General features: G+C 64.7%; 23 protein-coding genes. 17 read left to right on the forward strand and 6 right to left on the reverse strand.

Annotated features, from left to right (window positions below):
- Nucleotides 1-16 precede the first annotated feature (16 nt).
- Nucleotides 17-1,708, reverse strand: coding sequence for an ATP-binding domain-containing protein (locus P3T18_RS33915; RefSeq protein WP_429304349.1), 1,692 nt, complete (start codon nt 1,706-1,708; stop codon nt 17-19).
- 214 nt (nt 1,709-1,922) lie between these two features.
- Here P3T18_RS33915 and P3T18_RS33920 point away from each other — a divergent pair, with 214 nt between their 5' ends.
- From P3T18_RS33920 to P3T18_RS33930, 3 genes are all read left to right on the forward strand, one after another.
- A complete protein-coding gene (locus P3T18_RS33920; protein WP_429304350.1) occupies nt 1,923-2,549 on the forward strand; it encodes a glutathione S-transferase family protein in 627 nt (208 codons plus the stop codon).
- 55 nt (nt 2,550-2,604) lie between these two features.
- Complete coding sequence (locus P3T18_RS33925) at nt 2,605-3,231, forward strand: glutathione S-transferase family protein (protein ID WP_429304351.1); 627 nt, start codon at nt 2,605-2,607, stop codon at nt 3,229-3,231.
- 99 nt (nt 3,232-3,330) lie between these two features.
- Nucleotides 3,331-3,990, forward strand: coding sequence for a Fur family transcriptional regulator (locus P3T18_RS33930; RefSeq protein ID WP_429304352.1), 660 nt, complete (start codon nt 3,331-3,333; stop codon nt 3,988-3,990).
- A 121-nt stretch (nt 3,991-4,111) separates the two neighbouring features.
- Here P3T18_RS33930 and P3T18_RS33935 read toward each other — a convergent pair whose 3' ends face one another.
- Both P3T18_RS33935 and P3T18_RS33940 read right to left on the reverse strand, forming a co-directional pair.
- Nucleotides 4,112-4,624: a response regulator gene (locus tag P3T18_RS33935; protein ID WP_429304353.1), complete on the reverse strand. Its 513-nt coding sequence runs from the start codon at nt 4,622-4,624 to the stop codon at nt 4,112-4,114.
- Nucleotides 4,625-5,217: 593 nt separating this feature from the next.
- On the reverse strand, nt 5,218-5,982 hold the full coding sequence (locus P3T18_RS33940) for a TetR/AcrR family transcriptional regulator (protein ID WP_429304354.1): 765 nt from the start codon (nt 5,980-5,982) through the stop codon (nt 5,218-5,220).
- 74 nt (nt 5,983-6,056) lie between these two features.
- Between P3T18_RS33940 and P3T18_RS33945 the strand changes: the two genes are divergently transcribed.
- A complete protein-coding gene (locus P3T18_RS33945) occupies nt 6,057-7,616 on the forward strand; it encodes an MDR family MFS transporter (RefSeq protein WP_429304355.1) in 1,560 nt (519 codons plus the stop codon).
- Nucleotides 7,617-8,095: 479 nt separating this feature from the next.
- On the opposite strand, the gene P3T18_RS33950 is transcribed toward P3T18_RS33945, so the two are convergent.
- A complete protein-coding gene (locus P3T18_RS33950) occupies nt 8,096-8,443 on the reverse strand; it encodes a hypothetical protein (protein WP_429304356.1) in 348 nt (115 codons plus the stop codon).
- On the opposite strand from P3T18_RS33950, the gene P3T18_RS33955 reads away from it, so the two are divergent.
- Nucleotides 8,424-9,425, forward strand: coding sequence for a hypothetical protein (locus P3T18_RS33955; RefSeq protein WP_429304357.1), 1,002 nt, complete (start codon nt 8,424-8,426; stop codon nt 9,423-9,425). The two genes, P3T18_RS33950 and P3T18_RS33955, sit on opposite strands and share 20 nt — an antisense overlap.
- Before the next feature lie 206 nt (nt 9,426-9,631).
- Nucleotides 9,632-10,708: a TAXI family TRAP transporter solute-binding subunit gene (locus P3T18_RS33960; protein ID WP_429304358.1), complete on the forward strand. Its 1,077-nt coding sequence runs from the start codon at nt 9,632-9,634 to the stop codon at nt 10,706-10,708.
- A gap of 22 nt (nt 10,709-10,730) precedes the next feature.
- Here the strand turns inward: P3T18_RS33960 and P3T18_RS33965 are convergent, their stop codons facing one another.
- The gene (locus P3T18_RS33965) at nt 10,731-12,152 is read right to left on the reverse strand and encodes a PLP-dependent aminotransferase family protein (RefSeq protein WP_429304359.1); all 1,422 of its coding nucleotides are present in this window, start codon (nt 12,150-12,152) and stop codon (nt 10,731-10,733) included.
- 112 nt (nt 12,153-12,264) lie between these two features.
- Between P3T18_RS33965 and P3T18_RS33970 the strand changes: the two genes are divergently transcribed.
- The 10 genes from P3T18_RS33970 to P3T18_RS34015 all read left to right on the forward strand — a co-directional run bounded on the left by P3T18_RS33970 (nt 12,265) and on the right by P3T18_RS34015 (nt 21,385).
- The gene (locus tag P3T18_RS33970; protein ID WP_429304360.1) at nt 12,265-13,152 is read left to right on the forward strand and encodes a DMT family transporter; all 888 of its coding nucleotides are present in this window, start codon (nt 12,265-12,267) and stop codon (nt 13,150-13,152) included.
- Between the two features lie 114 nt (nt 13,153-13,266).
- The gene (sapR, locus tag P3T18_RS33975; protein WP_429304361.1) at nt 13,267-14,160 is read left to right on the forward strand and encodes a sap1 transcriptional regulator SapR; all 894 of its coding nucleotides are present in this window, start codon (nt 13,267-13,269) and stop codon (nt 14,158-14,160) included.
- A gap of 24 nt (nt 14,161-14,184) precedes the next feature.
- On the forward strand, nt 14,185-14,748 hold the full coding sequence (ddpX, locus tag P3T18_RS33980) for a D-alanyl-D-alanine dipeptidase (protein ID WP_429304362.1): 564 nt from the start codon (nt 14,185-14,187) through the stop codon (nt 14,746-14,748).
- Nucleotides 14,749-14,820: 72 nt separating this feature from the next.
- Nucleotides 14,821-15,051 (forward strand): hypothetical protein, encoded by a 231-nt coding sequence (locus P3T18_RS33985; RefSeq protein WP_429304363.1) that lies wholly within the window; start codon nt 14,821-14,823, stop codon nt 15,049-15,051.
- A 139-nt stretch (nt 15,052-15,190) separates the two neighbouring features.
- Entirely contained in the window at nt 15,191-15,787 is a 597-nt protein-coding gene (locus P3T18_RS33990; protein WP_429304364.1) for an N-acetyltransferase family protein, read from the forward strand.
- Nucleotides 15,788-15,818: 31 nt separating this feature from the next.
- Nucleotides 15,819-16,679, forward strand: coding sequence for a MerR family transcriptional regulator (locus tag P3T18_RS33995; RefSeq protein WP_429304365.1), 861 nt, complete (start codon nt 15,819-15,821; stop codon nt 16,677-16,679).
- Between the two features lie 233 nt (nt 16,680-16,912).
- Nucleotides 16,913-18,514 (forward strand): flavin-containing monooxygenase, encoded by a 1,602-nt coding sequence (locus P3T18_RS34000; protein ID WP_429304366.1) that lies wholly within the window; start codon nt 16,913-16,915, stop codon nt 18,512-18,514.
- A gap of 43 nt (nt 18,515-18,557) precedes the next feature.
- A complete protein-coding gene (locus P3T18_RS34005; RefSeq protein ID WP_429304367.1) occupies nt 18,558-19,466 on the forward strand; it encodes an SDR family NAD(P)-dependent oxidoreductase in 909 nt (302 codons plus the stop codon).
- A 78-nt stretch (nt 19,467-19,544) separates the two neighbouring features.
- On the forward strand, nt 19,545-20,426 hold the full coding sequence (locus P3T18_RS34010; RefSeq protein WP_429304368.1) for a metal-dependent hydrolase: 882 nt from the start codon (nt 19,545-19,547) through the stop codon (nt 20,424-20,426).
- Nucleotides 20,423-21,385 (forward strand): alpha/beta fold hydrolase, encoded by a 963-nt coding sequence (locus P3T18_RS34015; protein WP_429304369.1) that lies wholly within the window; start codon nt 20,423-20,425, stop codon nt 21,383-21,385. The genes P3T18_RS34010 and P3T18_RS34015 overlap by 4 nt, the downstream gene beginning before the upstream one ends.
- On the opposite strand, the gene P3T18_RS34020 is transcribed toward P3T18_RS34015, so the two are convergent.
- Entirely contained in the window at nt 21,360-21,914 is a 555-nt protein-coding gene (locus tag P3T18_RS34020; protein ID WP_429304370.1) for a putative glycolipid-binding domain-containing protein, read from the reverse strand. The genes P3T18_RS34015 and P3T18_RS34020 overlap by 26 nt on opposite strands.
- Before the next feature lie 259 nt (nt 21,915-22,173).
- Here P3T18_RS34020 and P3T18_RS34025 point away from each other — a divergent pair, with 259 nt between their 5' ends.
- Nucleotides 22,174-23,148: an urea transporter gene (locus P3T18_RS34025; protein ID WP_429304371.1), complete on the forward strand. Its 975-nt coding sequence runs from the start codon at nt 22,174-22,176 to the stop codon at nt 23,146-23,148.
- Nucleotides 23,149-23,184: the final 36 nt, after the last annotated feature.

Raw genomic sequence — 23,184 nt, forward strand, 5'->3', positions numbered from 1 at the left:
CACCCGAAACGCGACGTCAGGCCATTTTTGCTTCCCGGCTTTCCTTCGCTTCGCCGTCACGCAGATGCAGATGCCGCGCCGCGCGCTGCGACGCCACGACGATCAGCTTCATCGTGGCACGCGTTGCGCCGACGAACAGCTTGCGCGCAATACGTTCGTCGAAGGTATCGAAATCGACTTCCGTCAGGATCACGCACGGCGCGGCCTGCCCCTTGAAGCGATAAATCGACTCGAACAGCACGTCGCCTTCGCGATATTCCGGGTTGCCGAACAGATCGTATTTGCCCGTGAAACTGCGCAGCCGATGCGGGCCGAGATGTTCCTGCGTGGTCATCGCCGAGCCCTCGCGGCCGCGGAACGAGAGCACGACGATATCCTGCTTGCGAAAGCCGAGCGACAACGCCTGCGTGATGGCGCGCTTGGTCGCGTCGATGCTGCTTTGCGCGGCGTTCGCTTCGTCGTAGACGGATAGCGCGATGGCGGAGCCGTCGAACGGACTGCCCGAAGCGAGCGACGCCGCCACCGGCACCGCGCCGCCCACCACGTCGCGCACATAATCGAGAATGTCGCGCGGACTGCGGTAGTTGGTGGTTTCTTTCAGCGTGGTCCAGCCGGTCAGCGAGACCGGTTCGCGCATATACAGGTTCTGCAGCGGATCTTCCAGCCACCACCACGCGCCGCCGGGCCGCACGAGGCGCTCCAGCGCGGCAACCCACGGCTGCTGGAAGTCCTGGCCTTCGTCGACGATCAGGACGTCGAATTGCCAGCGCGCGTCGATCGGTGTTTCGGCGAAGTTCTTTTCTAGCTGTTCGAACACGCCGCCAGCCTGAAAGTCCGGCTCACGGCCCGCGTCGCGTGCAATCCAGTCGCACAGCTGATGGTAATTCGCGACCTTCGCTTCGGGCGGCGCAACGCGTGCGATGTGATCGGCCAATGGCCGGTTGAAGCACACGTACAGCGGACGCTGCCCGCGCGCCACCGCGTCTTTCATGACCTGCACCGCCAGTTGCGTCTTGCCCGAGCCCGCGGTGCCGATCACGCGCAAGCGGAACGGCGAAAATTCGAGCCGCCGCGCCCACGTGGCAAGACCACCCGCCAGCCGCGTGACGAGCGTGCCGGCCTGACCGACCAGCGCGCTGGCGTCGGGCGTGAGCGAGAGTTCGTCGGCGAGAAAATGGTGGATCTTCGACGCGCTCGCGAGACGCGGTTCGTCGGCGGGCAAGGCTTCGCGGATGATCTCCGCCAGACGTCCCCGGCGCGTGGCGTCGACGATGCGCGCGGGATTCACGCCGGCAATGGCCGCGTCCTTGACGATATGGTCCGGGCAATACAGCAGTTCTTCGATGCAATACGTGCCGGCGCCGAAAGCGGCCGTGAAGCGCCGGTGCAAACCTTCGACCGTGTGCGCGAGCGCAATGGCCACATTGCGCTCCGTTTGCAGATAGACCTTGACGAGGCCTTTCGGCGTTTCGCGCAGAAAGCCGGTTTTCTGCTCGACGATCATCAGGCGCCCCGCCGGACTCACCACCACGAAATCGGCCTCGCCGAACACCGAGAAACTCTGGTTCAGGCGCGTCCAGTGCACACCGTGATAGACGGTGTAATCGTCGGGAAGCGTTGTTTCGAGCAGGGCGAGCGTTTCGCGTTCGCGTGCCGCCGCGCCGGTGGCGGCGAGGCTCTTCCAGTCGTCGGGGACAATGCGGGCCATGCGGTGCCTCGTCGTATTCGGGTGCGCACATTGTACGCAACGCGCGTGTCACGGCGGCGCGCGGGTTCGCCTCGCCGCAGCGCCGTTTTACACGCCTGCGATCCGCCCGCCCGCCACCGGCGCCGCGCAATTTCTCGCGCATGCGTGTATCGTTACTGGCTGAACGCCGCGCGCTGGGCGCGGCTTGCCAACGAAACAGAAAGGGATTTACCGGATGATTACGATCTGGGGACGCGCCAACTCGGTCAACGTTCAAAAGGTCTTGTGGTGCTGCGACGAGCTGGTGCTGCCGTACGACCGCATCGATGCCGGCCTGCATTTCGGGCGCAACAACGAGCCCGACTATCTCGCCATGAATCCGACGGGCAAGATCCCGACCCTGGTGGACGACGGCTTCGTGCTGTGGGAGTCCAACTCGATCCTGCGCTATCTGGTGCTGCAATACGGTGAAGCGAGCCCGCTCTACCCGCCGGAACCGAAACTGCGCGCGAGCATCGACCGCTGGCTCGACTGGACGCTGTCCACATTGCAGCCCGCCGAACGTCCCGTGTTCTGGACCCTCGTGCGCACGCCGGCCGCCGAACGCGACATGACGAAACTCGCGAAAGATTTCGACGCCGTTACCGCGCTGTGGCGCCTGGTCGACAATCACCTGCAAGGCCGCTTCTTCCTGGAAAGCGACAAGTTCACGCTCGCCGACATCGTGATCGGCGCCTACGCCAAACGCTGGTTCGGCCTGGAAGGCGTGGAGCGTCCGCCGCTGCCGAATCTGGAGCGCTGGTATTCGCGCATCGCCACGCGCTCAGGCTTCAAGAAGTACATTGACTTCCCGCTCACCTGAGCCTGCGTCACATGCTGGGTCACATCCTTCGTCATACGCCAATAGCCACTTTCACATGACCATCACGCTTTACGCATGGGGCACGCCGAACGGGCGCAAGGTCAGCGTCGCGCTCGAGGAAATGGGCCTGCCTTACACGGTCCGGCCCGTCAACATCGGACGTCGCGAACAGTTCGAGCCGGATTTTTTGCAGATCAGCCCGAACAACCGCATCCCCGCGATCGTCGATACCGACGGTCCGGACGGCCAGCCGATCAGCGTGTTCGAGTCGGGCGCGATACTGCTTTACCTCGCGGAAAAAACCGGCCAGTTCCTGCCCAGGACGCTACGCGAGCGGGTTCCCGTCCTCGAATGGCTGATGTGGCAGATGGGCGGCTTCGGGCCGATGCCCGGTCAGGTGCATCACTTTGCGGCGCTGGAATCCGAAACCGACCGCGCCTACGGTCTGAAGCGCTATTCGGACGAGACGCGGCGGCTGTATGGCGTGCTCGACCGGCGGCTCGCGCAGACGGAGTTCGTGGCGGGTGAGTTGTCGGTGGCCGATTTCGCGATTCTCGGCTGGGCGTGGCGTCACGAGCGGCACCACGTGGATCTGGCAACCTATCCGAACGTGCGACGCTGGTACGACACGCTGTTCGCGCGGCCCGGCGTGCAGCGCGGCTTCGCCGTCAAGCTCGACTAGAAGCGAACAGCGTCTCGTCTCGCGTTGCCACCCGTGCCGACCTTGCAACGCGCTGTCAGGCCGGCACGGCGAGACGCGATGCCCTTTATAATCAGACGCATGAAGATAGCCAAGCCCGTAGCCAAACCCGTCGCCAGGTCCGGCGCGACTGCCGTTGCCAATGCCGCCGTTACCGGCACGCCGCCGGCCGCGTCCGCGCACGCGCACGAGTCGGCGCATGAATCGGCGCACGAGCATGGGCCGGGTCACGAGCATACGCACGGCGAATCGCAGGAAACCGCGCTGGCGCTCGCCGAAGAGTATTGCCGCGAGCGGGGCGAGAAGCTCACGCCGATTCGACGCAAGGTGCTGGAACTGCTGCTGAATTCCGGCCGCGCCACCAAGGCTTATTCGCTGCTGGACGACATGCGCCAGATTCACCCGGGCTCCGCGCCGCCCACCGTGTATCGCGCGCTGGATTTTCTGTTGTCGGCCGGGCTCGTGCATCGGATCGAGTCGATCAATGCATTTACCGTGTGTCACGATCTGACGCAATGTCAGCACGGCATACTGGTGGTGTGTCAGCAATGCGGCAACGTCACCGAATTGCATCAGCCCAAACTGCGGCAGGCGCTCGTCGCGCAGATCGAAGACGCGGGCTACCGTCTCGCCAGCGACGAAATCGAGTTGAAGGGTTTGTGCGCGAACTGTCAGGCGGCAGAGGCGAATGCGACGCCGGCCTCGACGACCAAGGCCGGCGCGGCGGCAGCGGCGAAGTAAAAAGCTCGAGAGCGGGAAGCGCATAAGCGTCCGCTCTACCACTTTCTCGCTGGAGCAGCGAAGCGCCGCCACGAGTCACGTGGACTGCGCCATCACCTCATCGTCCAGCGAAACCGCCCGCTCAACCTGCAGCGCGGGAATCGATCGCGTCGTGCAGCAAGGTGACGAGGTCTTCCGGTAGCGCGGGCTTGGTCATGAAATGCTGGAAGCCTTCGCCGATGCTGCGCAGGCGATACGCGTCATCGGTGTGACCGGTGAGCGCCACCGCCACACAGGGACGGTGATCGCCGCGAATCTCGTGGTCACGCAAGCGCTGGATCAGATAGAAGCCGTCCATGGCGGGCAGCTCGAGGTCGCATACCACGGCGTCGGGCAGGAGTCGCAAGGCCGCTTCGACGCCCTCTTCGGCATCCGCCACCGCGACGACATGCGCCCCTTCGGCTTCGAGTAATAAGGTGAGGGATTCCCGGCTATCCAGGTCGTCTTCGACGAGCACGATCGTGGCCTGATCGAGTCTCAATGCTCCGTTCATTTTCTGTTGTTGCTCTATCAAACCGGTTAGGCCTTCCGACGTGGCCAGAGTGTCGCTCTTCAGTGTGCCGCCGATCTGCGCGGCTGCAATATTGCTGTTCATGGTTCCGACTCGAATTCGTGCTTCGAGTTGCACGAAGACCGCAATTGTAAGACATGGTCTTCGTTCTGCTCGTGCGCACCGTAACGCGCCAAAATTGCACGCCAGTGAAAAAACCGGCTTGCGACGCCATTTGCCTCGAACCATTCTGGCCTGACTCGCCGCTGCCGACATCCGATTCGCCGCAGCGGTCCGCGCCAAACATCGTGCGCATGTCGCCAACCGGCATCCATCGTTCCTGTATTGCTATTTTTCTGCGGCGTCCGCGCCACGCTGCACATCACCCGGCAGCCTGCGCGGACTTCACATTCTCCCCAGTTGTAGCACGTTGCGTGCCGCGCGGCGCATCGCGGCTCTAGGCGCCTGAAAACGCGGCACGGAGCGTGACGAACGAGGGGTCGGTTTGTCTGAAGGATGGAACAGCGTTAACGCTTTGAAAAACGGAAATTGAACAGACGAAAGCAGGCCGCAATAATTTCGGAACCCTGATTAATTTTTCGACGCCGGAGCCTGACAAGAAAACGCAAAAAGCCGAATACCGCCGACCAAAGGCCGCTTACCTCGGCTTATCTCGACTCAAAACGGCTCAATGCACCTCAAACCGGCGCATTCGGCCCGATACCCTGCACGAGCAAGGCCACCGCATGCCGCGCGATCTCCGCGCCGCCCACCGTGGCGCGCATCGGATCGTTGCGCCATAGCTTGGACGTGGCGAGCGGCAAGACCGTCAGGCCGAGCAACGTGACGAATACGAGCGACGGCTCCAGCCCCGGATTCAGCCGCCCTTCTTTCTGCCAGCGTTCGATGCAGGCCAGCGACGCCTTCTGATGCACGTTGCCAAAGCGTTCGTGCATGCGCTGACGCAGCAAACCGCCGTCGCTGATGACCTCGCGCACCCACAGCGACGCGAACCACGGATGCTCCTCGGCCACCTGCACCATTCGCTGCGCGAGCTGCGTAATCGCTGTCACCGGATCGTCGGGATGGTCGAAGAACGGCGTGCCGAGCGCCGCGCGCAACGGCCCGAAACGCTCGTCGATCAGCACGTCGAGCAACTGGTCGCGGCTCTTGAAGTAGTAATGCATCATCGCCGGCGTAAAACCGGCTTCGCGGGCAATCTCGCCGAGCGTGGTGTCGACGATACCCTGCCGCGCGAACAGCGCCAGCGCGGCATCCAGCAACCGCACGCGCTGTTCCGCGCCGCGCGCGCTGCCCGCCGGGCGGCCGGGACGCCGGGCGGCCACCGGCGTGGGCGTGGACTGGGCGGCTTTATCGGCTTTGGCAGCCTTACCGGCGACAACCGGTTCGGACGCCTGGACGCCGGCGGACGGCCGGTCCGGCGGGTTTGCTGGTTTTGCCATTGCTTTTCAGTTTGACGATTGGAGCGATGTCGCCTATATTAATCTCCACGTTAATTAATTTCAAGACAAACGTCATGTCCTCATCTTCAGCAACGCATCCTCCGGCGCTGGTGCAAAGCGGTCCGCCTGCCGACGCGCAGTCTGCCGCGCCGTCCGCTGCGCAATCGGCCGACCATCCGCCGATCCGCCTGCTGTTTCCGGCGCTGCTGCTGGTCATGCTGCTGGCGGCGCTCGACCAGACGATCGTTTCCACCGCCCTGCCCACCATCGTCGGCGATCTGGGCGGGCTGAACAATCTGTCGTGGGTCGTGACCGCCTACCTGCTGAGTTCCACCATCGTGGTGCCGCTGTACGGCAAATTCGGCGACCTGTTCGGCCGCAAGATCGTGCTGCAAACCGCAATCGTCGTGTTTCTCGTCGGTTCCGCCTTGTGCGGCGTCGCGCAGAACATGACGCAGTTGATCGTGCTGCGCGCGCTGCAGGGTCTCGGCGGCGGCGGCCTGCTGGTGGTGACGATGGCGGCGATCGCCGACGTCATCCCGCCCGCCGAGCGCGGCCGCTATCAGGGCGTGTTCGGCGGCGTGTTCGGTCTCGCCACGGTCGTCGGACCGCTGCTCGGCGGCTTTCTTGTCGAGCATCTGTCATGGCGCTGGATTTTCTATATCAACCTGCCGCTCGGCATCATTTCGCTCGCGGTCATCGGCGCGGTCTTCAAACCGCACGTGCGGCATGTCAAGCACACCATCGACTACATGGGCGCGCTGTTCCTTGCCGGCGCACTGACCTGCATCATCCTGTTTACGAGTCAGGGCGGCACGATCCTGCCGTGGACCTCGCCGCAACTGTGGTTCACGCTCGGCATGGGCCTCACCGCAATCTGGGGTTTCATTCACGAAGAGCGAAGCGCGGTCGAGCCGATCATGCCGCTCGAACTCTTCAAACATCGTACGTTTTTGCTGAGCAGTCTGATCGGCTTCATCATCGGCGTCTCGCTGTTCGGCTGTGTGACGTTCCTGCCGCTTTATCTGCAGGTAGTGAAAGGCTCGACCCCGACCGAAGCCGGCATGCAGATGCTGCCGATGATGGGCGGCCTGTTCGTGATGTCGATGGTGACCGGTCGTGTCATCAGCAAAATCGGCAAGTACCGCATGTTCCCGATCGCGGGCACGCTGCTTGTCGCGATTGCCATGGTGTTGCTGGCGCGTCTGCAGATCGATACGCCGATTCATACGATGTATCTGTACATGGGCATTCTCGGCTGCGGCCTCGGCATGGTGATGCAGGTGCTGATTCTCGCCGTGCAGAACACGGTCGAATTCAGGCACATGGGCGTGGCGACATCGGGCGCGACACTGTTTCGCTCGATCGGCGGTTCGATCGGCGTGGCTGCGTTCGGCGCGGTGTTTTCGAACGGCCTCGCGTCGCGGCTCGAAAAGCTGATCCCGGCCAACACCGAATTGCCGCACGCGCTCGGACCCGCGGCAATCCATCAGTTGCCCGACGCTTTGCGCAACGACTATCTGCAGGCATTCGCCGGCGCGCTGCATACGGTGTATCTGTCGGCCGCCTGCGTGGTGGTGCTCGCGTTCGTTCTCGCGTGGCTCCTGAAGGATCACCCGCTGCGCAAGCACTAGACACTGCAGCACTTCCTGCAAGTACTTAAAGACGAGGCCGTGCGCATAGCGCTACGGCCTCTTTCATTTGCAGCGCGATATACGCGGAATGCGGAATCATCGCGTGCAAAAAGCCGGCCAGCGATTCGTTCTGCCCACGTATCCAGTGTTTCGTCATGCCTGGAAATGTGCGCTAACACACACAGGCTAGGTATCAACGTCGATTGACGTTGACAACGAAACGCCACATATTGCGTGTACCAACCCGCACGCGAAAGCGCGCGGCCCTACGCTCTCCAGCGCATGTGGATCGTGATTTCCGCGGACATCGCTCCTGCTTCAACACGATCCGGAGCATGCCGTACCGGCATCGTTTCCCACAGGTGGGTCCACAGCATGTCCACCCAGACATTACTCGGCCAAACGTTTCCGACGCCCTGCAAACGCTGCGGCGGAGCGCTGTATAGAGAAGTCGACTACTGCCCGTATTGCGGCGCGGTTCATCCGCTCGATATGGGCTCGCATAAACGCGCCGTGATTCCCGGCAGCCGCGCGAGCGCGACCGGCAGAACGCTGCCCCACAGCAATCTCGAACCGCCGCCGCTGCCGACGTCGAGCGCAGCGTCATCGCTCGCACCTGCTTCGAAGGGCGCGGTAGCAAGCGCGGCGACGAGCACAGCCGCAAGCACGACTGCAAACGCTACAGCGTCGAGCAATGTGCCGCGCGTGATGCCCGAGTTGCCGCCACCGGTGCTCGCCTCGCCCGACATCGCGCTTTCTTCGGACGAACGCGCCTCGCGCTGGATCGGTTTGAGCAGCGCGTCCCTGATGAAGCTGATGCTCGGCATCGTGATCGCTGTCGCCATCGTGCTGGCGTTTGTCGGATATCAGCTATTCACCGGTAACCGCGACGACCAGAGTAATGACGCGGAGTCGGGCAACACGGCGACGCAGGACGCCCGCACCACGACGGGCACGATCGCGCCATTCACCCCCACGCAATCCACGCAATCGGCCGGACAAAACACGGCGGCTCGCGGCACGCCTAACGCGAATGCCACGGCAAACGTCGCGCCGCCGAAATCCGGCAATTCGGGTAATTCCGTGAAGGTGCCGACGCCGGCACCGAGCGCGCCGTTTGCGCTGGCGACACCGCCCGCGCTGGCACTGACGCCGGCAAAGCCAGCACCCACGCCCGTACTTCCCGTCACGCCAGTAGCTCCGCCGGCGCCGCAGTTTCGCGACGCCGCGCAGGCCATGCAGACAGCGCGCCAGGCCATTCGCACCAACGACATTTCCACCGCGCAGGCCGCGCTCGGCGCAGCGCAGACTTTGCAACCCGGCAACGCCGATGCGCAGTCTTTGCTCAACGACATCAAGCCGCTTGCCGCGCGCCGTGACGCCGCCTTGCAGGCTGCGCAGACGTGCGTCGCGCAACAGTCCTGGCCGTGCGCGCGTCAGCACGCCAACGAGGCGCTCACCATCGACACCGGCAATACGACGGCAAAAACCATCCTCGAACGCGTGATACGCGAGACGGGTTGGGCGCCGCTCAATCTGCACGGCGCGACGGCCACGACGCCGCAAACCGCGCCACTCACGCAGCAGGCGCCCTCGCCGAACAACAACGCGCCGGCAACCGCGTCGCGCAGCGGCCCGGCTGCTGCCGACGTCAACGCAGCCGAAGCGCGTGAGCGCGCGATCCGGGATTCCGGCTGGTCGCGCTCGTCCGCCGCCGGCGCGGGCGCAAAACCGTCCGCGTCCGCGCCCGCAGCGATGGCCGCAGCAACAACGACAGCGACATCGACATCGACAAGCCCGGGAAAATAATCATATGGATACCGAATCGTTTGTCTGAATGCCCATGCGCGTAACTGCGCACTGATTGACCGTCAATCGGGCGCCAACTGAGCGCCAGCACACGGACATCGCACGCAGCACGCGCTGAACATGAGATCGCAACCCCACTCGCCGATGCGCTTGCGTGCGCCCCGTCGCGAGAGGCTGTTCAACTCTGCACGATAGGTAGATCGACCATGCTGAAGAGACTTCTGGCGGGATGGCTGGGACTGGTGCTGATGGTCATGTCGTCGTTCGCCATGGCCGAGGCCGCGCACTACAAGATCGTCACCGGGCCGGAACGCGGCACGTACATCCAGATTGGACAGGATCTGTCGAAGTGGGTCGCAGCGCCCGTGGGCATCGACCTCGAAGTGATGGCGTCGAAGGGATCGGCTGAGAACGTGCAGCGCATGCGCTTCGAGTCGGGCGTCAAGCTCGCGCTGGTGCAGTCCGACGTCTACCAGGCGTACATCGACATGGCCAACGCGGGTAACGCGGACGCCGGCACCGCAATCCGCCCGCTGCGGCTCATCATGCCGCTCTACGACGAGGAGATCAACGTCGTGGTGCGCGCCGACTCGCCGATGAAAACGCTTGCCGACATCAAGGACAAAACTATCAGCGTCGGCCTGCTCGGCAGCGGCACCGCGCAGTCGGCCACTACGCTCTATCACCTGATGTTCGGCCAGAACATTCCCGATCAGAACATCCAGCATCTGAGCAACGAGGACGCCCTCGCCGCGCTGATCGTGAAAAAAGTGGACGTGGCGATCATCGTGGTCGGACAGCCCGCCAAACTCTTTAACGACATGAATCCCGATCTGCTGCAACAGATCCGGCTACTGAGAGCCGACCCCGCCGCGCCCGAAACCGCGCGCGCCAAACAGACCTACTTTCCCGCGACGATCCGCGCGAGCAGCTACCCGAACTGGCTGAAAGAAGACGTCCCGACACTGACGGTGAAAGCCTTTCTCGTCACCTACGATTACGGTTTGCGCGACACCGTCGGCAATCTGAATCATTTCGCCGACTCGCTGTGCGCGAACTTCGACAACCTGCAGGAACACGGCCATCCGAAGTGGAAACAGGTGAAGCTCGAACTGCCGACGCTCGTGCGCGGCTGGAAATACTACAGCCCGGTGGAGAAACATTTGCGTGCGTGCCTCGCCAACAAGAGCGCGGCCATGAGCGCGGCCGCGGCCACGCAGGCGGTGCAGAAACCCCGCTCTTCCTGCACGGACCAGGAACGCCTGCTCCTGCTCTGCAAATAAGGTCGAACACGCGGCACGGGCGCTATCCGACCCGTGCCGCGGAGACGTCCATTGCCCTTTGTAATGCTTCGTAGACCTTCGGACGATTGCACTGCGAGACGTTGAAGCGCAGATAGCCCGTCGCGCTCTGCGAGGCGCTGAACACGTTGCCCGGCGCGAACACGACATGATCGTTGAGCGCGTGGCGCGCGATGTCGGCGGCGTCGAGTCCATCGGGCAAACGCGCCCACACGAAGATCCCGCAGCGCGGACGCGTCCAGACTTCGAGCCCCGCGTAGCCCAGCCGCCGGATCGTCTCGCCCATCGCGTCGGCGAGTTTGGCGCGCATCGACTCGACGTGCCGCCGGTACGTGCCGTCCACCAGCAGACGATGCACGACGCTCGCCGCGAGCTGGCCGTTGCCGAAGGTGGTCGCGAGTTTCAGGTCGATCAGCGGCTCGATCCATTCCGCCCGCGCAGCGATATAGCCGCAGCGCACGGATGCGGACAGCGTCTTCGAAAAACTGCCGATCGACACCACCCGTGCGAGTCCGTCGAAAGCGGCGAGACGTGGCGCGGGATCGTCTTCGAGGTCGGCGAAGATATCGTCTTCGACGATCAGCAGATCGTGCTCGCCCGCCAGCTTCAGCAACCGGTGCGCGACGGCGGGTGCGAGCGTCGCGCCGGTGGGGTTGTGGATCGCGGAATTGGTCACGTAAAGACGCGGACGATGCTCCTTCAGCGCCCGTTCGAACGCCGCGAGATCGGGACCGTTCGGCGTGTACGGCACCCCGACGATCTTCGCCCGATGCGCGCGCAACAAAGCCTGAAAATTGAAGTAGCACGGATCGTCGATCAGGACGGTGTCGCCCGGTTCGAGCAGAAAACGGCACACCAGATCGAGCGCATGCGTGCCGCCGTCGGTGAGCACGATCTGCTCGGGCGGCGCCTCCACGCCGTGCTGCGCGAGCCGCCATGCAAGCTGCTGACGCAAGGCCGGCAACCCGGACGGATTCGCGTAATCGACCAGCGGCGCCTGCGGATCGCGCGCCACGGCGCGCAACGCGCGACGCACGCCATCTTCCGGCAGCCACGCCGACGGCATCCAGCCGCAGCCCGGCTTGTAGACCTTGGCGCCCGCTTCGAGCGACTGCCGCGTGAGCCACAACGGATCCACCTCGCGATCGAGCCTCGGGCCGAGATCGGCGAGCGCGAGCGGCGGTGCGTGTCCCGAGACGAAAAACCCCGACCCGCGCCGCGCCACGATCGCGCCCTCCGCGACCAGCCGGTCGTAGGCTTCCACCACGGTCGATTTCGATACGCCGAGCGCGCCCGTCATCGCCCGGATGGACGGCACGCGCGCCCCCGGCACCAGCGCGCGGCTCGCGATCCGTTCGCGCAGGCTGTCCATCACCGTACCGACCCGCGTGTTCGACGCCTGCGCCCGGTTATCCGCTTCCGCCATCTGTACTGCTCCATGTTAAGTACAGTTTGTACGAATTGTACTGATCCGTAGCTTAACCTTTTTGCGATTTCGGAGGATGCTTGCAAGGTTCTCTCATGCACGGATTCTTTCGATGGACAAGACCACGAACGGCTGGCTCAGCGGCCTGATCGGCGTACTCATCTTCAGCGGCTCCTTGCCGGCCACGCGCATCGCGGTGCAGGGTCTCGACCCGGTCTTCCTGACAGTGGCGCGCGCCACGATTGCCGGCACGCTCGGACTGGCGCTGCTGCTCGCTTTCCGGCAAGCGCGTCCGGCGCGGCGCGATCTGCTGCCGCTCGTCGTCGTTGCGCTCGGCGTGGTGGTCGGCTTTCCGCTGCTCACCGCGCTCGCCCTGCGGCACGTGAGTTCCGCGCATGCCGTGGTGTTCATCGGCCTGCTGCCGCTTTCCACCGCGATTTTCGGCGTGTTGCGCGGCGGCGAGCGGCCGCAGCGCGCGTTCTGGCTGTTCTCCGCGCTCGGCAGCGGCGCCGTGGTGGCGTTCGCGTTGCGGCACGGTCTCGACGCCTCGCCGCTCGGCGACGCGCTGATGCTCGCGGCAATCGTCGTCTGCGGCCTCGGCTACGCGGAAGGCGCGCGGCTCTCGCGGCATCTCGGCGGCTGGCAGGTGATCTCGTGGGCGCTGGTGCTGTCGCTGCCGGTCATGCTGCCGCTCGCCCTGTGGTCGCGCCCGGCTTCGTTCGACGGCGTGAGTCACGCGGCGTTGTGGGGTCTCGCCTACGTGTCGCTGTTCAGCATGCTGATCGGCTTCGTGTTCTGGTATCGCGGACTGGCACTCGGCGGCATTGCCGGCGTCGGTCAGTTGCAGTTGCTGCAACCGTTCTTCGGACTGCTGCTGGCGGGTTTGTTGCTGCACGAACAGGTGCCGCCCGCGATGATTCTGGTCACGGTGATCGTCGTGGCCTGCGTGGCCGGTGCGCGCCGCTTCTCGCGCAGCGCGCCGGCACGCCGCACGGTTTGAAGCGGCGCGCGACGCGATAAGACGGCGTGGGCAATCGAGCGGTGCCCAGCACGCGGTGCCCGGCAGATATGTCATCATCATGCAGACATTGCCACCACCCGCACCGCGACTACGATGCCGACCGCCTTTGCTCAAACCGTCGAAGCCCGCTTTGCCGAACTCACGCCCACGTCGAAACGCGTCGCCAGTTACATGCTGGCGAACCTCGATCGTCTCGGTCTCGAAAACGCCGACCAGATCGCGCAGCAGGCGGGCACCAGCGGCATTTCCGTCGGCCGCTTTCTGCGCAGCATCGGCTATCAAAATCTCGACGACCTCAAGCGCGAACTGCGCGGCACACAGGAACGTCCCTGGCTGATTACCGACCGGCTCGACGCATTCCGCCGCACCGCGGATCACGCGCACGACACCGCGTCGGCCGAGACGCCGGACACGGCCGCGGCTCCCGCGCTCGCCCATTCGCTAGAGCTGGAAATCGGCGCGATCCAGCACGTCTACCAACTCGCGCAGTCACCGATGTTCGCGCGCGTGGCCGAACGCATTTCCACGGCCGACGCCGTCTATATTCTCGGCATCCAGTCCACCCGCGGCATCAGCAACGCGTTCTATAGCTACCTCGAATACATCCGTCCGCGCGTGTTCTACTCCGACGGCATGTCGGGCTCGTATGTCGATTCGCTGAACTCGGAGTTCGCGTCGCCGTATCTGATCGTCACCGACACGCGCGCCTACTCCACGGTCGCGCGCCGCTATTGCGAAGAGGCTTCGCGGCGCGGCCTGCCGTTCGCGCTCGTCACGGATATCTACTGCCCGTGGGCCCGCGACTTCGACGGCGACCTGCTGCAGGTCAAGACCGATGTCGGCCAGTTCTGGGATTCGCTCGCACCGCTCACCTGCCTGTTCAATCTGCTGATCTCGGCCGTGGTCGAGCGGCTCGGCCCGGCGATCGACGAACGCGTGGCCCGCAATCGCGAACTGCAGAACGAGTTCGACCAGTTCGAACGCTGACACCCCAATAACGTCACACTGCCCATGACCGATCATCGACTCATCGAAATCACCTCTGCCTCGCACAACGTAGACATCGACCTTGTCTACGCAACCGATCGCAATCTCACCGGCAAGCCGATCTATCGCCAGGCGCATTGCCTGCTGCTCGAACCGGCGGAAGCCGCATTGCGCCGCGCGGTCGAACTCGCCGGTCAGATCGGCATGCGCCTGCGGATTTTCGACGCCTACCGGCCGCCGCAAGCACAACAGGCCTTGTGGGACTTCCTGCCCGACCCGACTTACGTGGCGGACCTCGCGCGCGGCTCGAACCATAGCCGCGGCACCGCGCTCGACCTCACGCTGCTCGACGCCGACGGCCAAGAGCTCGATATGGGCACCGGCTTCGACGCCATGACCATCGAATCAGAACATTTTCACGCCGGCCTGCCGCTGCCGGTTCAGCGCAACCGCATGCTGCTGCTCGGCGTGATGCACGGCGCGGGCTTCACGCATATCAAAAGCGAATGGTGGCATTACGAGTTGCCGGGTTCGCGCGCGTTGCCGGTGATCGACAACAGCGCGAGCGGTCCGCTGCGCCTGATGTAACGCATTGCAATCGACCTTGCCAGAACGTCCCGCTCGCGGCAGCATCGGCGGCTCGTTCACAAGGAGTGTTTCATGAAGTTTTCGATCTGCCTCGCGGCCGCCGCCCTGACCCTGTCCGCCAGCGTCTTCGCGCAAACCGCGCAGACCTTTCATTTCGGCGAAGGCGACAGCAAACTGCCGGCCGGCAACGCGCATCCGGCGGCGCAAGCGCCGGCCAATCCGCCCGCGCACGCGAATCACACGAAACATCGTCGCCGTCATCGCGCCCACGTGACGCAGCCGGACACGTACTCGCATAACTGAGCCGGCATGCCGGCCCGTTCCGTCGCATCACAAGTCATCACGGCGCGGCGCGGCGAATTTTGACCCCCTTCAAATTCGTCCGCGCGGCGGGCATAGTTGAAGGCATTCGCAGATTCGCCTTGCCCTCGACAGGAACCGTATGAGCATCGCCCGCCCCACTCCCGCGTCCGCGCAAGCAGAAGGCGCAACGTCCGCACCGCTTGTTCGCGACGCCGTCGAAGCCGATCTGCCTGCCATCCAGGCGATCTACGCGCATCACGTGCTGACCGGCGTGGCCTCGTTCGAAGAAACGCCGCCTTCCGTCGACGATCTGCGCACGCGGCTCGCGTCGGTGCGCAGCCACGGCTTGCCGTACATGGTCGCCGAGATCGACGGCGAGGTGGCCGGCTATTGTTATGCCACGCCTTACCGGCCGCGCGCCGCGTATCGCAACACCATCGAAGATTCGATTTACGTGGGCGATGCGTATCGCGGACGCGGCCTGGGTCGCGTGCTGCTGCAAGCGCTGATCGAGCGATGCGAGAGCGGACCGTGGCGTCAGATGGTGGCCGTGATCGCCGACGGCGGCAGCGGCGGTTCGCTCTCGCTGCATACCCAACTCGGCTTTGAACTCACCGGCACGCTGAAAGCCGTCGGCTACAAACACGGACGCTGGCTCGACACCACGCTGATGCAGCGCCGCCTGGGCGCGGGCGATTCGTGCGCGCCGCACGACGTCGCGCAAACGCGCGGTTAAAACCCCGGACGGGCGCGTTAAAATCCCGTCCATGCCCAATACGCCGCCTCCCACTTCGCCCGCCGCGCCCACCGAGGCGCCTGGCCACGATCCGCGCAACGAATACACCGTCGACGAACTCGCGCGCGTCACCGATACCACGGTGCGCAACGTGCGCGCCTATCAGGATCGCGGCCTGCTCGCGCCGCCGGAGAAACGCGGCCGCGTCGGCGTGTACGACGACACGCACGTCTCGCGTCTGAAACTGATCAATCACCTGCTGACGCGCGGCTACACGCTCGCGAACATCCAGGATCTGATCAAGGCCGTCGACGAAGGTCACGACCTGCGCTCGATCCTCGGACTCGAGTCCGCGATCGGCGGACGCTGGTCGCGCGAGCGGCCGAAAAAATACTCGCTGCTCGAATTGCTGCAGATGTTCGGCGACAAGGCCACCCCGAGCGCGCTCGGCAAGGCGGTCGATCTGGGCCTGCTGGAGCGTCACGGTCTCTCGTTCGTATCGGGCAACCCCACGGCGCTGGCCGCCGGCGCGACGATGGCGCAGGAAGGCATTCCGCTCGGCGATCTGCTCGACGCTGTGGGCGTCGCGCGTCCGCATTTCAATGCCGTGGCGAAGGCGCTGGTCGATCTGGTGGTCCGTCAACTCGACCGCTACGACGCCGACGCGCTGCCGCCGCCCGCCGACGTGCCCGCGCTGGTCGAGGCGATCTGGCGCGTGCGGCCGCTGGCGATGGTGCTGGTCGAGAGCGAGATGAACCGCGCGCTGGAGGAAGCCTCGGGCGACTACCTCGGCGACCGGGTCGCGGCGATCATGGAAAAGAAACTCGGCCACGCGCCAGACGGCACTAGCGGCGAGACGGGCGCGGCCAGAAAGACACGGCCCGCCAAGTGAGCGGCCAAATAAGCGGCGCCACGCTGCCGCCGTGACGGCAAGCTGATCAGGAACGGACCTTCGGGTCCGTTTTTCATGCTGCCGGCGTTTTCGCCAGAATTTCGCATCATGAAAAATCAAGGGTCGTACTAGAGTTGGGCGTCTAACCGTCCGCTTGCGCCATCTCCTGCCAGCCACTATTGTTACATCAACCAATGTAACAGTTAAGAGTGAATAACAAGGAGACGGCACGGATGAACGCTCGCATGATGCCCCACGACGCCGCCGCGCCCGACGCGTCGCCGATCGTCACCGACATCGCCATCATCGGCTCCGGCTTCGCCGGACTCGGCATGGCGATCCAGCTGCGCAAGGCCGGCATGACGGATTTCATCGTCGCCGAAAAAGCCGACTCCGTGGGCGGCACCTGGCGCGACAACCACTACCCCGGTTGCGCCTGCGACGTGCAATCGCACGTCTACTCGTTTTCGTTCGCGCCGAACCCGCGCTGGACCCGCATGTTCGCGCGTCAGCCGGAAATTCGCGCCTATCTGGAAGACTGCACGCAGCGATTCGGCATTCAGCGCCATCTGCGCTTCGGCCACGAACTCGCCACGGCCGTGTACGACGACGCGCAGCATCGCTGGAATCTGACCTTCGCGAATGGTCAGCGGTGGTCGGCGCGCGTGCTCATCTCCGGCATGGGCGGCCTCTCGCGCGCCGCGATGCCGGAGATTCCGGGCATCGAAAATTTTCGCGGCAAGGCATTTCACTCGCAGCACTGGGACCACACGTATCCGCTCGAAGGCAAGCGCGTCGCCGTGATCGGCACGGGCGCCAGCGCGATCCAGTTCGTGCCGCAAATCGCGCCGCGCGTCGCGCATCTGAACCTGTTCCAGCGCACGCCGCCGTGGATCATGCCCAAGGCCGATCGCCCGGTTAAGCCGCTCGAACAATGGCTCTTCAAACACCTGCCGTTCACGCAGAAGATCATGCGCTCGGCGCTCTACTGCATGCTCGAATCGCGGGCGTTCGGCTTCGCCATCCATCCCTCGCTGATGAAAACCGCGCAGAAGGTGGCCGAACGGCATCTGCGCCGTCAGGTGCGCGACCCGCAACTGCGCGCCACGCTCACGCCCGATTACACGATGGGCTGCAAGCGCATCCTGATCTCGAACGACTATTTCCCCGCCGTGTCGCGCGAAAACGTCTCGGTCACGACGACCGGCATCGCACGCATCGAAGCGGACGCCGTGGTCACGAGCGACGGCGTACGTCATCCGGCCGACACGCTGATCTTCGGCACCGGTTTTCAGGTGGCCGATCCGTTTCCGCGCGGCGTGGTGCTCGGGCGCGGTGGCGTGGACATCGTCGATACATGGCGCGACGGCGCACATGCGTACCTCGGTACGACATTGCCTGGCTATCCGAACTTTTTCATGATCGTCGGCCCGAACACCGGCCTCGGCCATAACTCGATGGTGTTCATGATCGAGTCGCAAGTGACCTACATCCTGCGCGCCCTGAAGACGATGCGCGCGGAGCGGGCCGAGGCGATCGAAGTGCGCCCGCAGGTGGAGCGCGCCTACAACGAGCAGATCCAGCAGAAACTCGGCCGCGCGATCTGGTCGACGGGCGGCTGCAAGAGCTGGTATCTCGATCCGAAGACCGGCAAGAACACCACGCTGTGGCCGGGATTCGCCTACAAATTCCGTCAGGCGACGAGCAGCTTCAGCATGGGCGACTATTTGGCATACGCGCCGTCGAAGCAACCCGAAAACGCTCACGCGGACATACCGGCGCAACCCGTGCATACGCACGGCAACGCGACGCCGACTTCCGCCGAAGCGACGTGATTCAAATAACAGGCACCGTTCAGAGAGGACAGGAGACACGCCAATGAAAAACTTTACCGACAGAGTGGCCGCGATCACCGGCGCAGGCTCGGGCATGGGCCGCTCGCTCGCGATCCAGCTGGCTCGCGAAGGCTGCCATCTCGCGCTCGCCGACCGCAATGCGGCGAGTCTCGCCGACACCGCGAAGCTGGCGCAAGCCGCCGCGCCGCAGATCGTCGGCGCACCGCTGCGCATCACCACGCGCGTGCTCGACGTCTCGGATCGCGCGGCGATGTTCGAGTGGGCCGCCGACACGGCCGAGCAGCATCAGCGCGTGAACCTCGTCTTCAACAATGCGGGCGTTGCGCTGTCGAGCACGATCGAAGGCATGGATTACGCCGATCTGGAGTGGATCGTCGGCATCAATTTCTGGGGCGTGGTGCATGGCACGAAAGCGTTTCTGCCCTATCTGAAGGCCTCCGGCGCGGGACACGTGGTGAATACGTCGAGCGTATTCGGCCTGTTCGCGCAGCCGGGCATGAGCGGCTACAACGCCACCAAATTCGCGGTACGCGGATTCACCGAAGCGCTGCGCCAGGAACTCGACCTGATGAAATGCGGCGTCTCGGCAACCTGCGTGCATCCGGGCGGCATCCGCACGAGCATCGCGCAGTCGAGCCGTATCGCGCAGAACATGGTCGGCTTCATGGTGGAAAACGAACAGCAAGGTAAGGACGATTTCGAAAAATTCTTCATCACCACCGCCGACGAAGCCGCGCGCGTGATTCTCGACGGCGTGCGCAGAAACAAACGGCGCGTGCTGATCGGCCGCGACGCGCGTGCCGCCGACTGGCTCGCGCGCACCCTGCCGGCCGCCTATCAGGCGCTGGTGGTGATGCAGACGCGCCGCATGAAGCGCATTGCGCAGAAACGCGCGCGCCGTCATGCACAGATGGACGGACGGCGCGCCTGACACGGCCCGTCGATCGACCATGCCACACCGTCCGTCATTCGGATCGACAGACCATCGAGGATCATCAGGAGAAAGGCCATGATGCCGGTTCGCCGCGACCTGCGTTTCAATTTGCCGAAGGAACGTGCCTGCGATTGGCACGTGCAAGGCTCGCATGTGACACACTTCTTCAATGCGCTTTCGCTGCTATTCCCAGCGGGCGAGCGTTTTTTCATGGACAGCGTGCGCAACTACCGCGACCAGATCGACGACCCCGAACTGAAGAAGCAGGTGCTCGGCTTCATCGGTCAGGAGGCCATGCATACGCGTGAACACGTCGAATACAACGATCTGCTGCAGGAAGCCGGCTTGCCCGCGCACAAGCTCGACAAGCGGCTGTGGGCCATTCTCAACTTCGGCCGCAAGATCCTGCCGCATTCGTACCAGCTCGCGGTCACTGTCTGCCTCGAACATTACACCGCGATGCTCGCCGGTCTGCTGCTGGAAGACGCCACGCGTATCGGCGGCTCGGTAGAAGGTTATACGCAGATGTGGACCTGGCACGCGCTCGAGGAGACCGAACATAAATCGGTGTCCTACGACGTCTGGAACACGGTGCTCAAGCCCGGCCTCGGCCGTTATCTGCTGCGCACCGGCACCATGCTCGCCACCACGCTCACGTTCTGGCTGATCGTGTTCGATTACCACGTGCGGCTGATGATCGCCGACCGCAAACGCGGCGGCCACATTCGCGGCATGTGGCGCGTGGTGAAGTATCTCTACGGCCCGCGTCATGGCGTGTTTCCGCGCATCGCCGGCGAATGGCTGGGCTTTTTCCGGCCCGGCTTCCATCCGTGGGACTACGACAATCGCGCGCAACTGGCTCGCATCGACGGGCTCGTCGCGGCCGTCGAAGCCACGCATGCCGACGCACCGGGCGCCCGCCGCGGCGTGCGGCGCAACGCACAGGCGGCCGCGTGATACGCGACACGCTGTCGGTCGACGCCGGCGACGTGCGACTCGCGGTCTACGTGAGCGGTCCGCGCGACGCTCCGCCGATCGTGCTGGTGCACGGCTATCCGGATTCGGCGACAGTGTGGGAACCGCTGCGCGCGCAACTCGACACCCGCTATCGCGTGATCGGCTACGACGTGCGCGGCGCGGGCGCTTCCGGGGCGCCGGCCACGCGCAGCGCGTACCGGCTGGAACGTCTCGCCGCCGATCTCGCGGCCGTGGCGCAGGCAACCTGCGGCACACGACCCTTCCATCTGGTCGGCCACGACTGGGGCTCGATCCAGTGCTGGGAAGCCGTCACCGAACCCGCCCTTCGCGGACGCATCGCGTCGTATACGTCGATTTCCGGGCCGTGCCTCGATCATGCGTCGCTGGATCTGCGCGGCAAATCGGCTTCGCGGACAGATGAAACGCCCTCGCCGCACACCTTGAAACGCCGCCGGCCGTTCGGCAGCAGCGTGCGGCAAACGCTGAAGTCCTGGTACATTTTCTTCTTCCACTTGCCGTGGTTGCCGGAACTGGTCTGGCGTGCCGGCGGCGCCCGCATGTGGCCGCTGTGGCTGCGGCTGACCGAACGCGTGCAATCTTCGCGAGACCCGTCGCAGTTACGCAATGCGCTCAACGGATTAAACCTTTACCGCGCGAATTTCGTCGACAAGCTGCTGCGCCCGCGCGCGCGGCATGCGCATGCGCCCGTGCAGTTCATCGTGCCGCTGCGCGACCGCTATGTCGGACCGGAGCTTTCGCTCGGACTCGACACCTGGCTCGGCGCGTATCGCCGCGTCGAGATCGATGCGGGCCACTGGGTCGTGTTGCGCGAACCCGAACGGATCGCGGAACTGGTCGAACGCTTCGTCGAGCAACATCCGGTCGAGCAAGCGGACGCGGGCGAACACGGCGTCAGTTCGCGCTCGGCAGGCGCCTGAACAGCGTCGGATAGTCGAGCACGAGGCCGTCGAGGTCGATCTGCAGATCGGCCGTGAATTCCCGAAAAATTCCTTCGTAGCGATACTCGTCGTTCAGCGCGAGACACGTATAAGCCTGCTCGACGCGTGTCACCTGCAGATCGGGCGTGGAGATATACGCCACGGCAATCGGTTTGCGCTCGCCTTCCGCGAGTTGCAAGCGGCGGATCGGCAAGGTATTGGTGAACGGCGTGGCGGCGATGTCGATATCGATGCAGCCTTCGATGCTGCTCAGCGCGACGCCGTGGCCGTCGTGCCAATGGCCGTCGCCGTCGCCGTGAAGTTCCACTTCGGCGCCGCCGACGATCTTCAGCCATGCATACGTGGTGCGCCACTGCGGGTCGCAGCGCACCTCGTAATGCAGCCCGTACGCCTGACCGTAACGCTGCCCGACCACCACGCTTTCGGCGCTGAAGCCATCGCTGCGCGCGTCGAACGCCAGATGTTCGATGCCCTCGCCCTCTTCCGAAACCCATCGTAGTTCGCGCATAGGACTGTCTCCCTGGCAATCTGCAATTGGCGCACGGCGCGCGCCGGACACTCATCCTAGCGCGAAATCCGCTGCGGTTCAGACACCCGTTCGCCGTGCCACACCGTTGCAAATAGCCACTATCAACGCCCTGTCATGCCGGAGGCCATGACTTGCGCCTATGCTCGCGCCTGACGGCTGGGATTGGACTGGCCATTAATCCGCTATTGCCCGGTTGGCCGGAACCGAACTCACATTACGCCTGGAATTACGCCTGGACATGTACGTCAACGCAACCGAAGCAGGCTCCGCCGCCTCGCGGACCTTCGCTTTGCCCACCTCGCTGGACACGCTGCTGTGCACACTGTTGCGCAGCCTCGGACAGATCGTTCTGCAAGGCAACGCGTTCACGGGCGCATGTCTCATCGCGGCATGGCTGCTGTTCGATCCGCGCCTCGCGTGCGCGGCGCTGGTGGGCGCGGTCGCCGCCAACGTGAGCGCCGTGCTGGCAGGCTGCGATGAAGCGGACACCCGCGCCGGTCTGCACGGCTTCAACGGTGCGCTGGCGGGGCTCGCCGCCTTCAGTTTCGTCGCCGACAACGCCACGGCGACGGCCGTCGCCATTCTCGCGGCAACCGGCACGGCGTGGCTCCAGCAGCCGTGGGCGCGCGGCCTGCAGGCGCGCGGGCTCGGCGTATTCTCGAGCCCTTGCCTGATCGTGACGTGGATCTGGCTGGCGCTGATGAAGCCCGCGTCGCCCGCGTCGCTGATCGCGCCAGTCGTCGCGCCGGATCATGTTTCGACTGCGGCGCAGGTAGGCGGCGGCTGGCTGGCCGGTTTCGCGCAGATCGGCTTCGCGTCCGGCGCCTTGCCGGGACTTCTGGTGCTGACGGGCATCGCGGCGGCGTCCCGGCGACACGCGTTGTTCGCCCTGCTCGGCGCGGCACTCGCGAGCGCCGCCCACGTTCTGCTCGGCGCGCCGATGAGTTCGTTGGGCGCCGGCCTGTTAGGATTCAACGGCGCGCTCACCGCAATCGCACTCTCCGACTGCGGCATCGGCATCACGCTGGGCGGCGTCGCGCTGAGCGTCGCGCTGCAAGCCGCGGCGACGTCCTGCGGCCTGCCCGCCATGACCGCACCATTCGTGCTCGCCACATGGAGCGTGCAGTGGTGCATGCAGTGGTTCGCGAAACGCGCGGCGGAAAAGCGCGGCAAGTCGGGCGTTCAGCGAGCAGCCGGCCGCCGCGCCACCTAGAACACGCCAGTCGCGCCGACGCACCGCGCGGCCGCA

The sequence above is a fragment of the Paraburkholderia sp. GAS199 genome, from assembly GCF_050436585.1.
Lineage (GTDB): Bacteria > Pseudomonadota > Gammaproteobacteria > Burkholderiales > Burkholderiaceae > Paraburkholderia.

What these genes read in the sequence shown, in the direction of transcription:
- P3T18_RS33915 (WP_429304349.1), bottom strand. Translation starts at nt 1,708, where the DNA reads ATGGCCCGCATTGTCCCCGACGACTGGAAGAGCCTCGCCGCCACCGGC.
- P3T18_RS33920 (WP_429304350.1), top strand. Translation starts at nt 1,923, where the DNA reads ATGATTACGATCTGGGGACGCGCCAACTCGGTCAACGTTCAAAAGGTC.
- P3T18_RS33925 (WP_429304351.1), top strand. Translation starts at nt 2,605, where the DNA reads ATGACCATCACGCTTTACGCATGGGGCACGCCGAACGGGCGCAAGGTC.
- P3T18_RS33930 (WP_429304352.1), top strand. Translation starts at nt 3,331, where the DNA reads ATGAAGATAGCCAAGCCCGTAGCCAAACCCGTCGCCAGGTCCGGCGCG.
- P3T18_RS33935 (WP_429304353.1), bottom strand. Translation starts at nt 4,624, where the DNA reads ATGAACAGCAATATTGCAGCCGCGCAGATCGGCGGCACACTGAAGAGC.
- P3T18_RS33940 (WP_429304354.1), bottom strand. Translation starts at nt 5,982, where the DNA reads ATGGCAAAACCAGCAAACCCGCCGGACCGGCCGTCCGCCGGCGTCCAG.
- P3T18_RS33945 (WP_429304355.1), top strand. Translation starts at nt 6,057, where the DNA reads ATGTCCTCATCTTCAGCAACGCATCCTCCGGCGCTGGTGCAAAGCGGT.
- P3T18_RS33955 (WP_429304357.1), top strand. Translation starts at nt 8,424, where the DNA reads ATGAAGCTGATGCTCGGCATCGTGATCGCTGTCGCCATCGTGCTGGCG.
- P3T18_RS33950 (WP_429304356.1), bottom strand. Translation starts at nt 8,443, where the DNA reads ATGCCGAGCATCAGCTTCATCAGGGACGCGCTGCTCAAACCGATCCAG.
- P3T18_RS33960 (WP_429304358.1), top strand. Translation starts at nt 9,632, where the DNA reads ATGCTGAAGAGACTTCTGGCGGGATGGCTGGGACTGGTGCTGATGGTC.
- P3T18_RS33965 (WP_429304359.1), bottom strand. Translation starts at nt 12,152, where the DNA reads ATGGCGGAAGCGGATAACCGGGCGCAGGCGTCGAACACGCGGGTCGGT.
- P3T18_RS33970 (WP_429304360.1), top strand. Translation starts at nt 12,265, where the DNA reads ATGGACAAGACCACGAACGGCTGGCTCAGCGGCCTGATCGGCGTACTC.
- sapR (WP_429304361.1), top strand. Translation starts at nt 13,267, where the DNA reads ATGCCGACCGCCTTTGCTCAAACCGTCGAAGCCCGCTTTGCCGAACTC.
- ddpX (WP_429304362.1), top strand. Translation starts at nt 14,185, where the DNA reads ATGACCGATCATCGACTCATCGAAATCACCTCTGCCTCGCACAACGTA.
- P3T18_RS33985 (WP_429304363.1), top strand. Translation starts at nt 14,821, where the DNA reads ATGAAGTTTTCGATCTGCCTCGCGGCCGCCGCCCTGACCCTGTCCGCC.
- P3T18_RS33990 (WP_429304364.1), top strand. Translation starts at nt 15,191, where the DNA reads ATGAGCATCGCCCGCCCCACTCCCGCGTCCGCGCAAGCAGAAGGCGCA.
- P3T18_RS33995 (WP_429304365.1), top strand. Translation starts at nt 15,819, where the DNA reads ATGCCCAATACGCCGCCTCCCACTTCGCCCGCCGCGCCCACCGAGGCG.
- P3T18_RS34000 (WP_429304366.1), top strand. Translation starts at nt 16,913, where the DNA reads ATGAACGCTCGCATGATGCCCCACGACGCCGCCGCGCCCGACGCGTCG.
- P3T18_RS34005 (WP_429304367.1), top strand. Translation starts at nt 18,558, where the DNA reads ATGAAAAACTTTACCGACAGAGTGGCCGCGATCACCGGCGCAGGCTCG.
- P3T18_RS34010 (WP_429304368.1), top strand. Translation starts at nt 19,545, where the DNA reads ATGATGCCGGTTCGCCGCGACCTGCGTTTCAATTTGCCGAAGGAACGT.
- P3T18_RS34020 (WP_429304370.1), bottom strand. Translation starts at nt 21,914, where the DNA reads ATGCGCGAACTACGATGGGTTTCGGAAGAGGGCGAGGGCATCGAACAT.
- P3T18_RS34025 (WP_429304371.1), top strand. Translation starts at nt 22,174, where the DNA reads ATGTACGTCAACGCAACCGAAGCAGGCTCCGCCGCCTCGCGGACCTTC.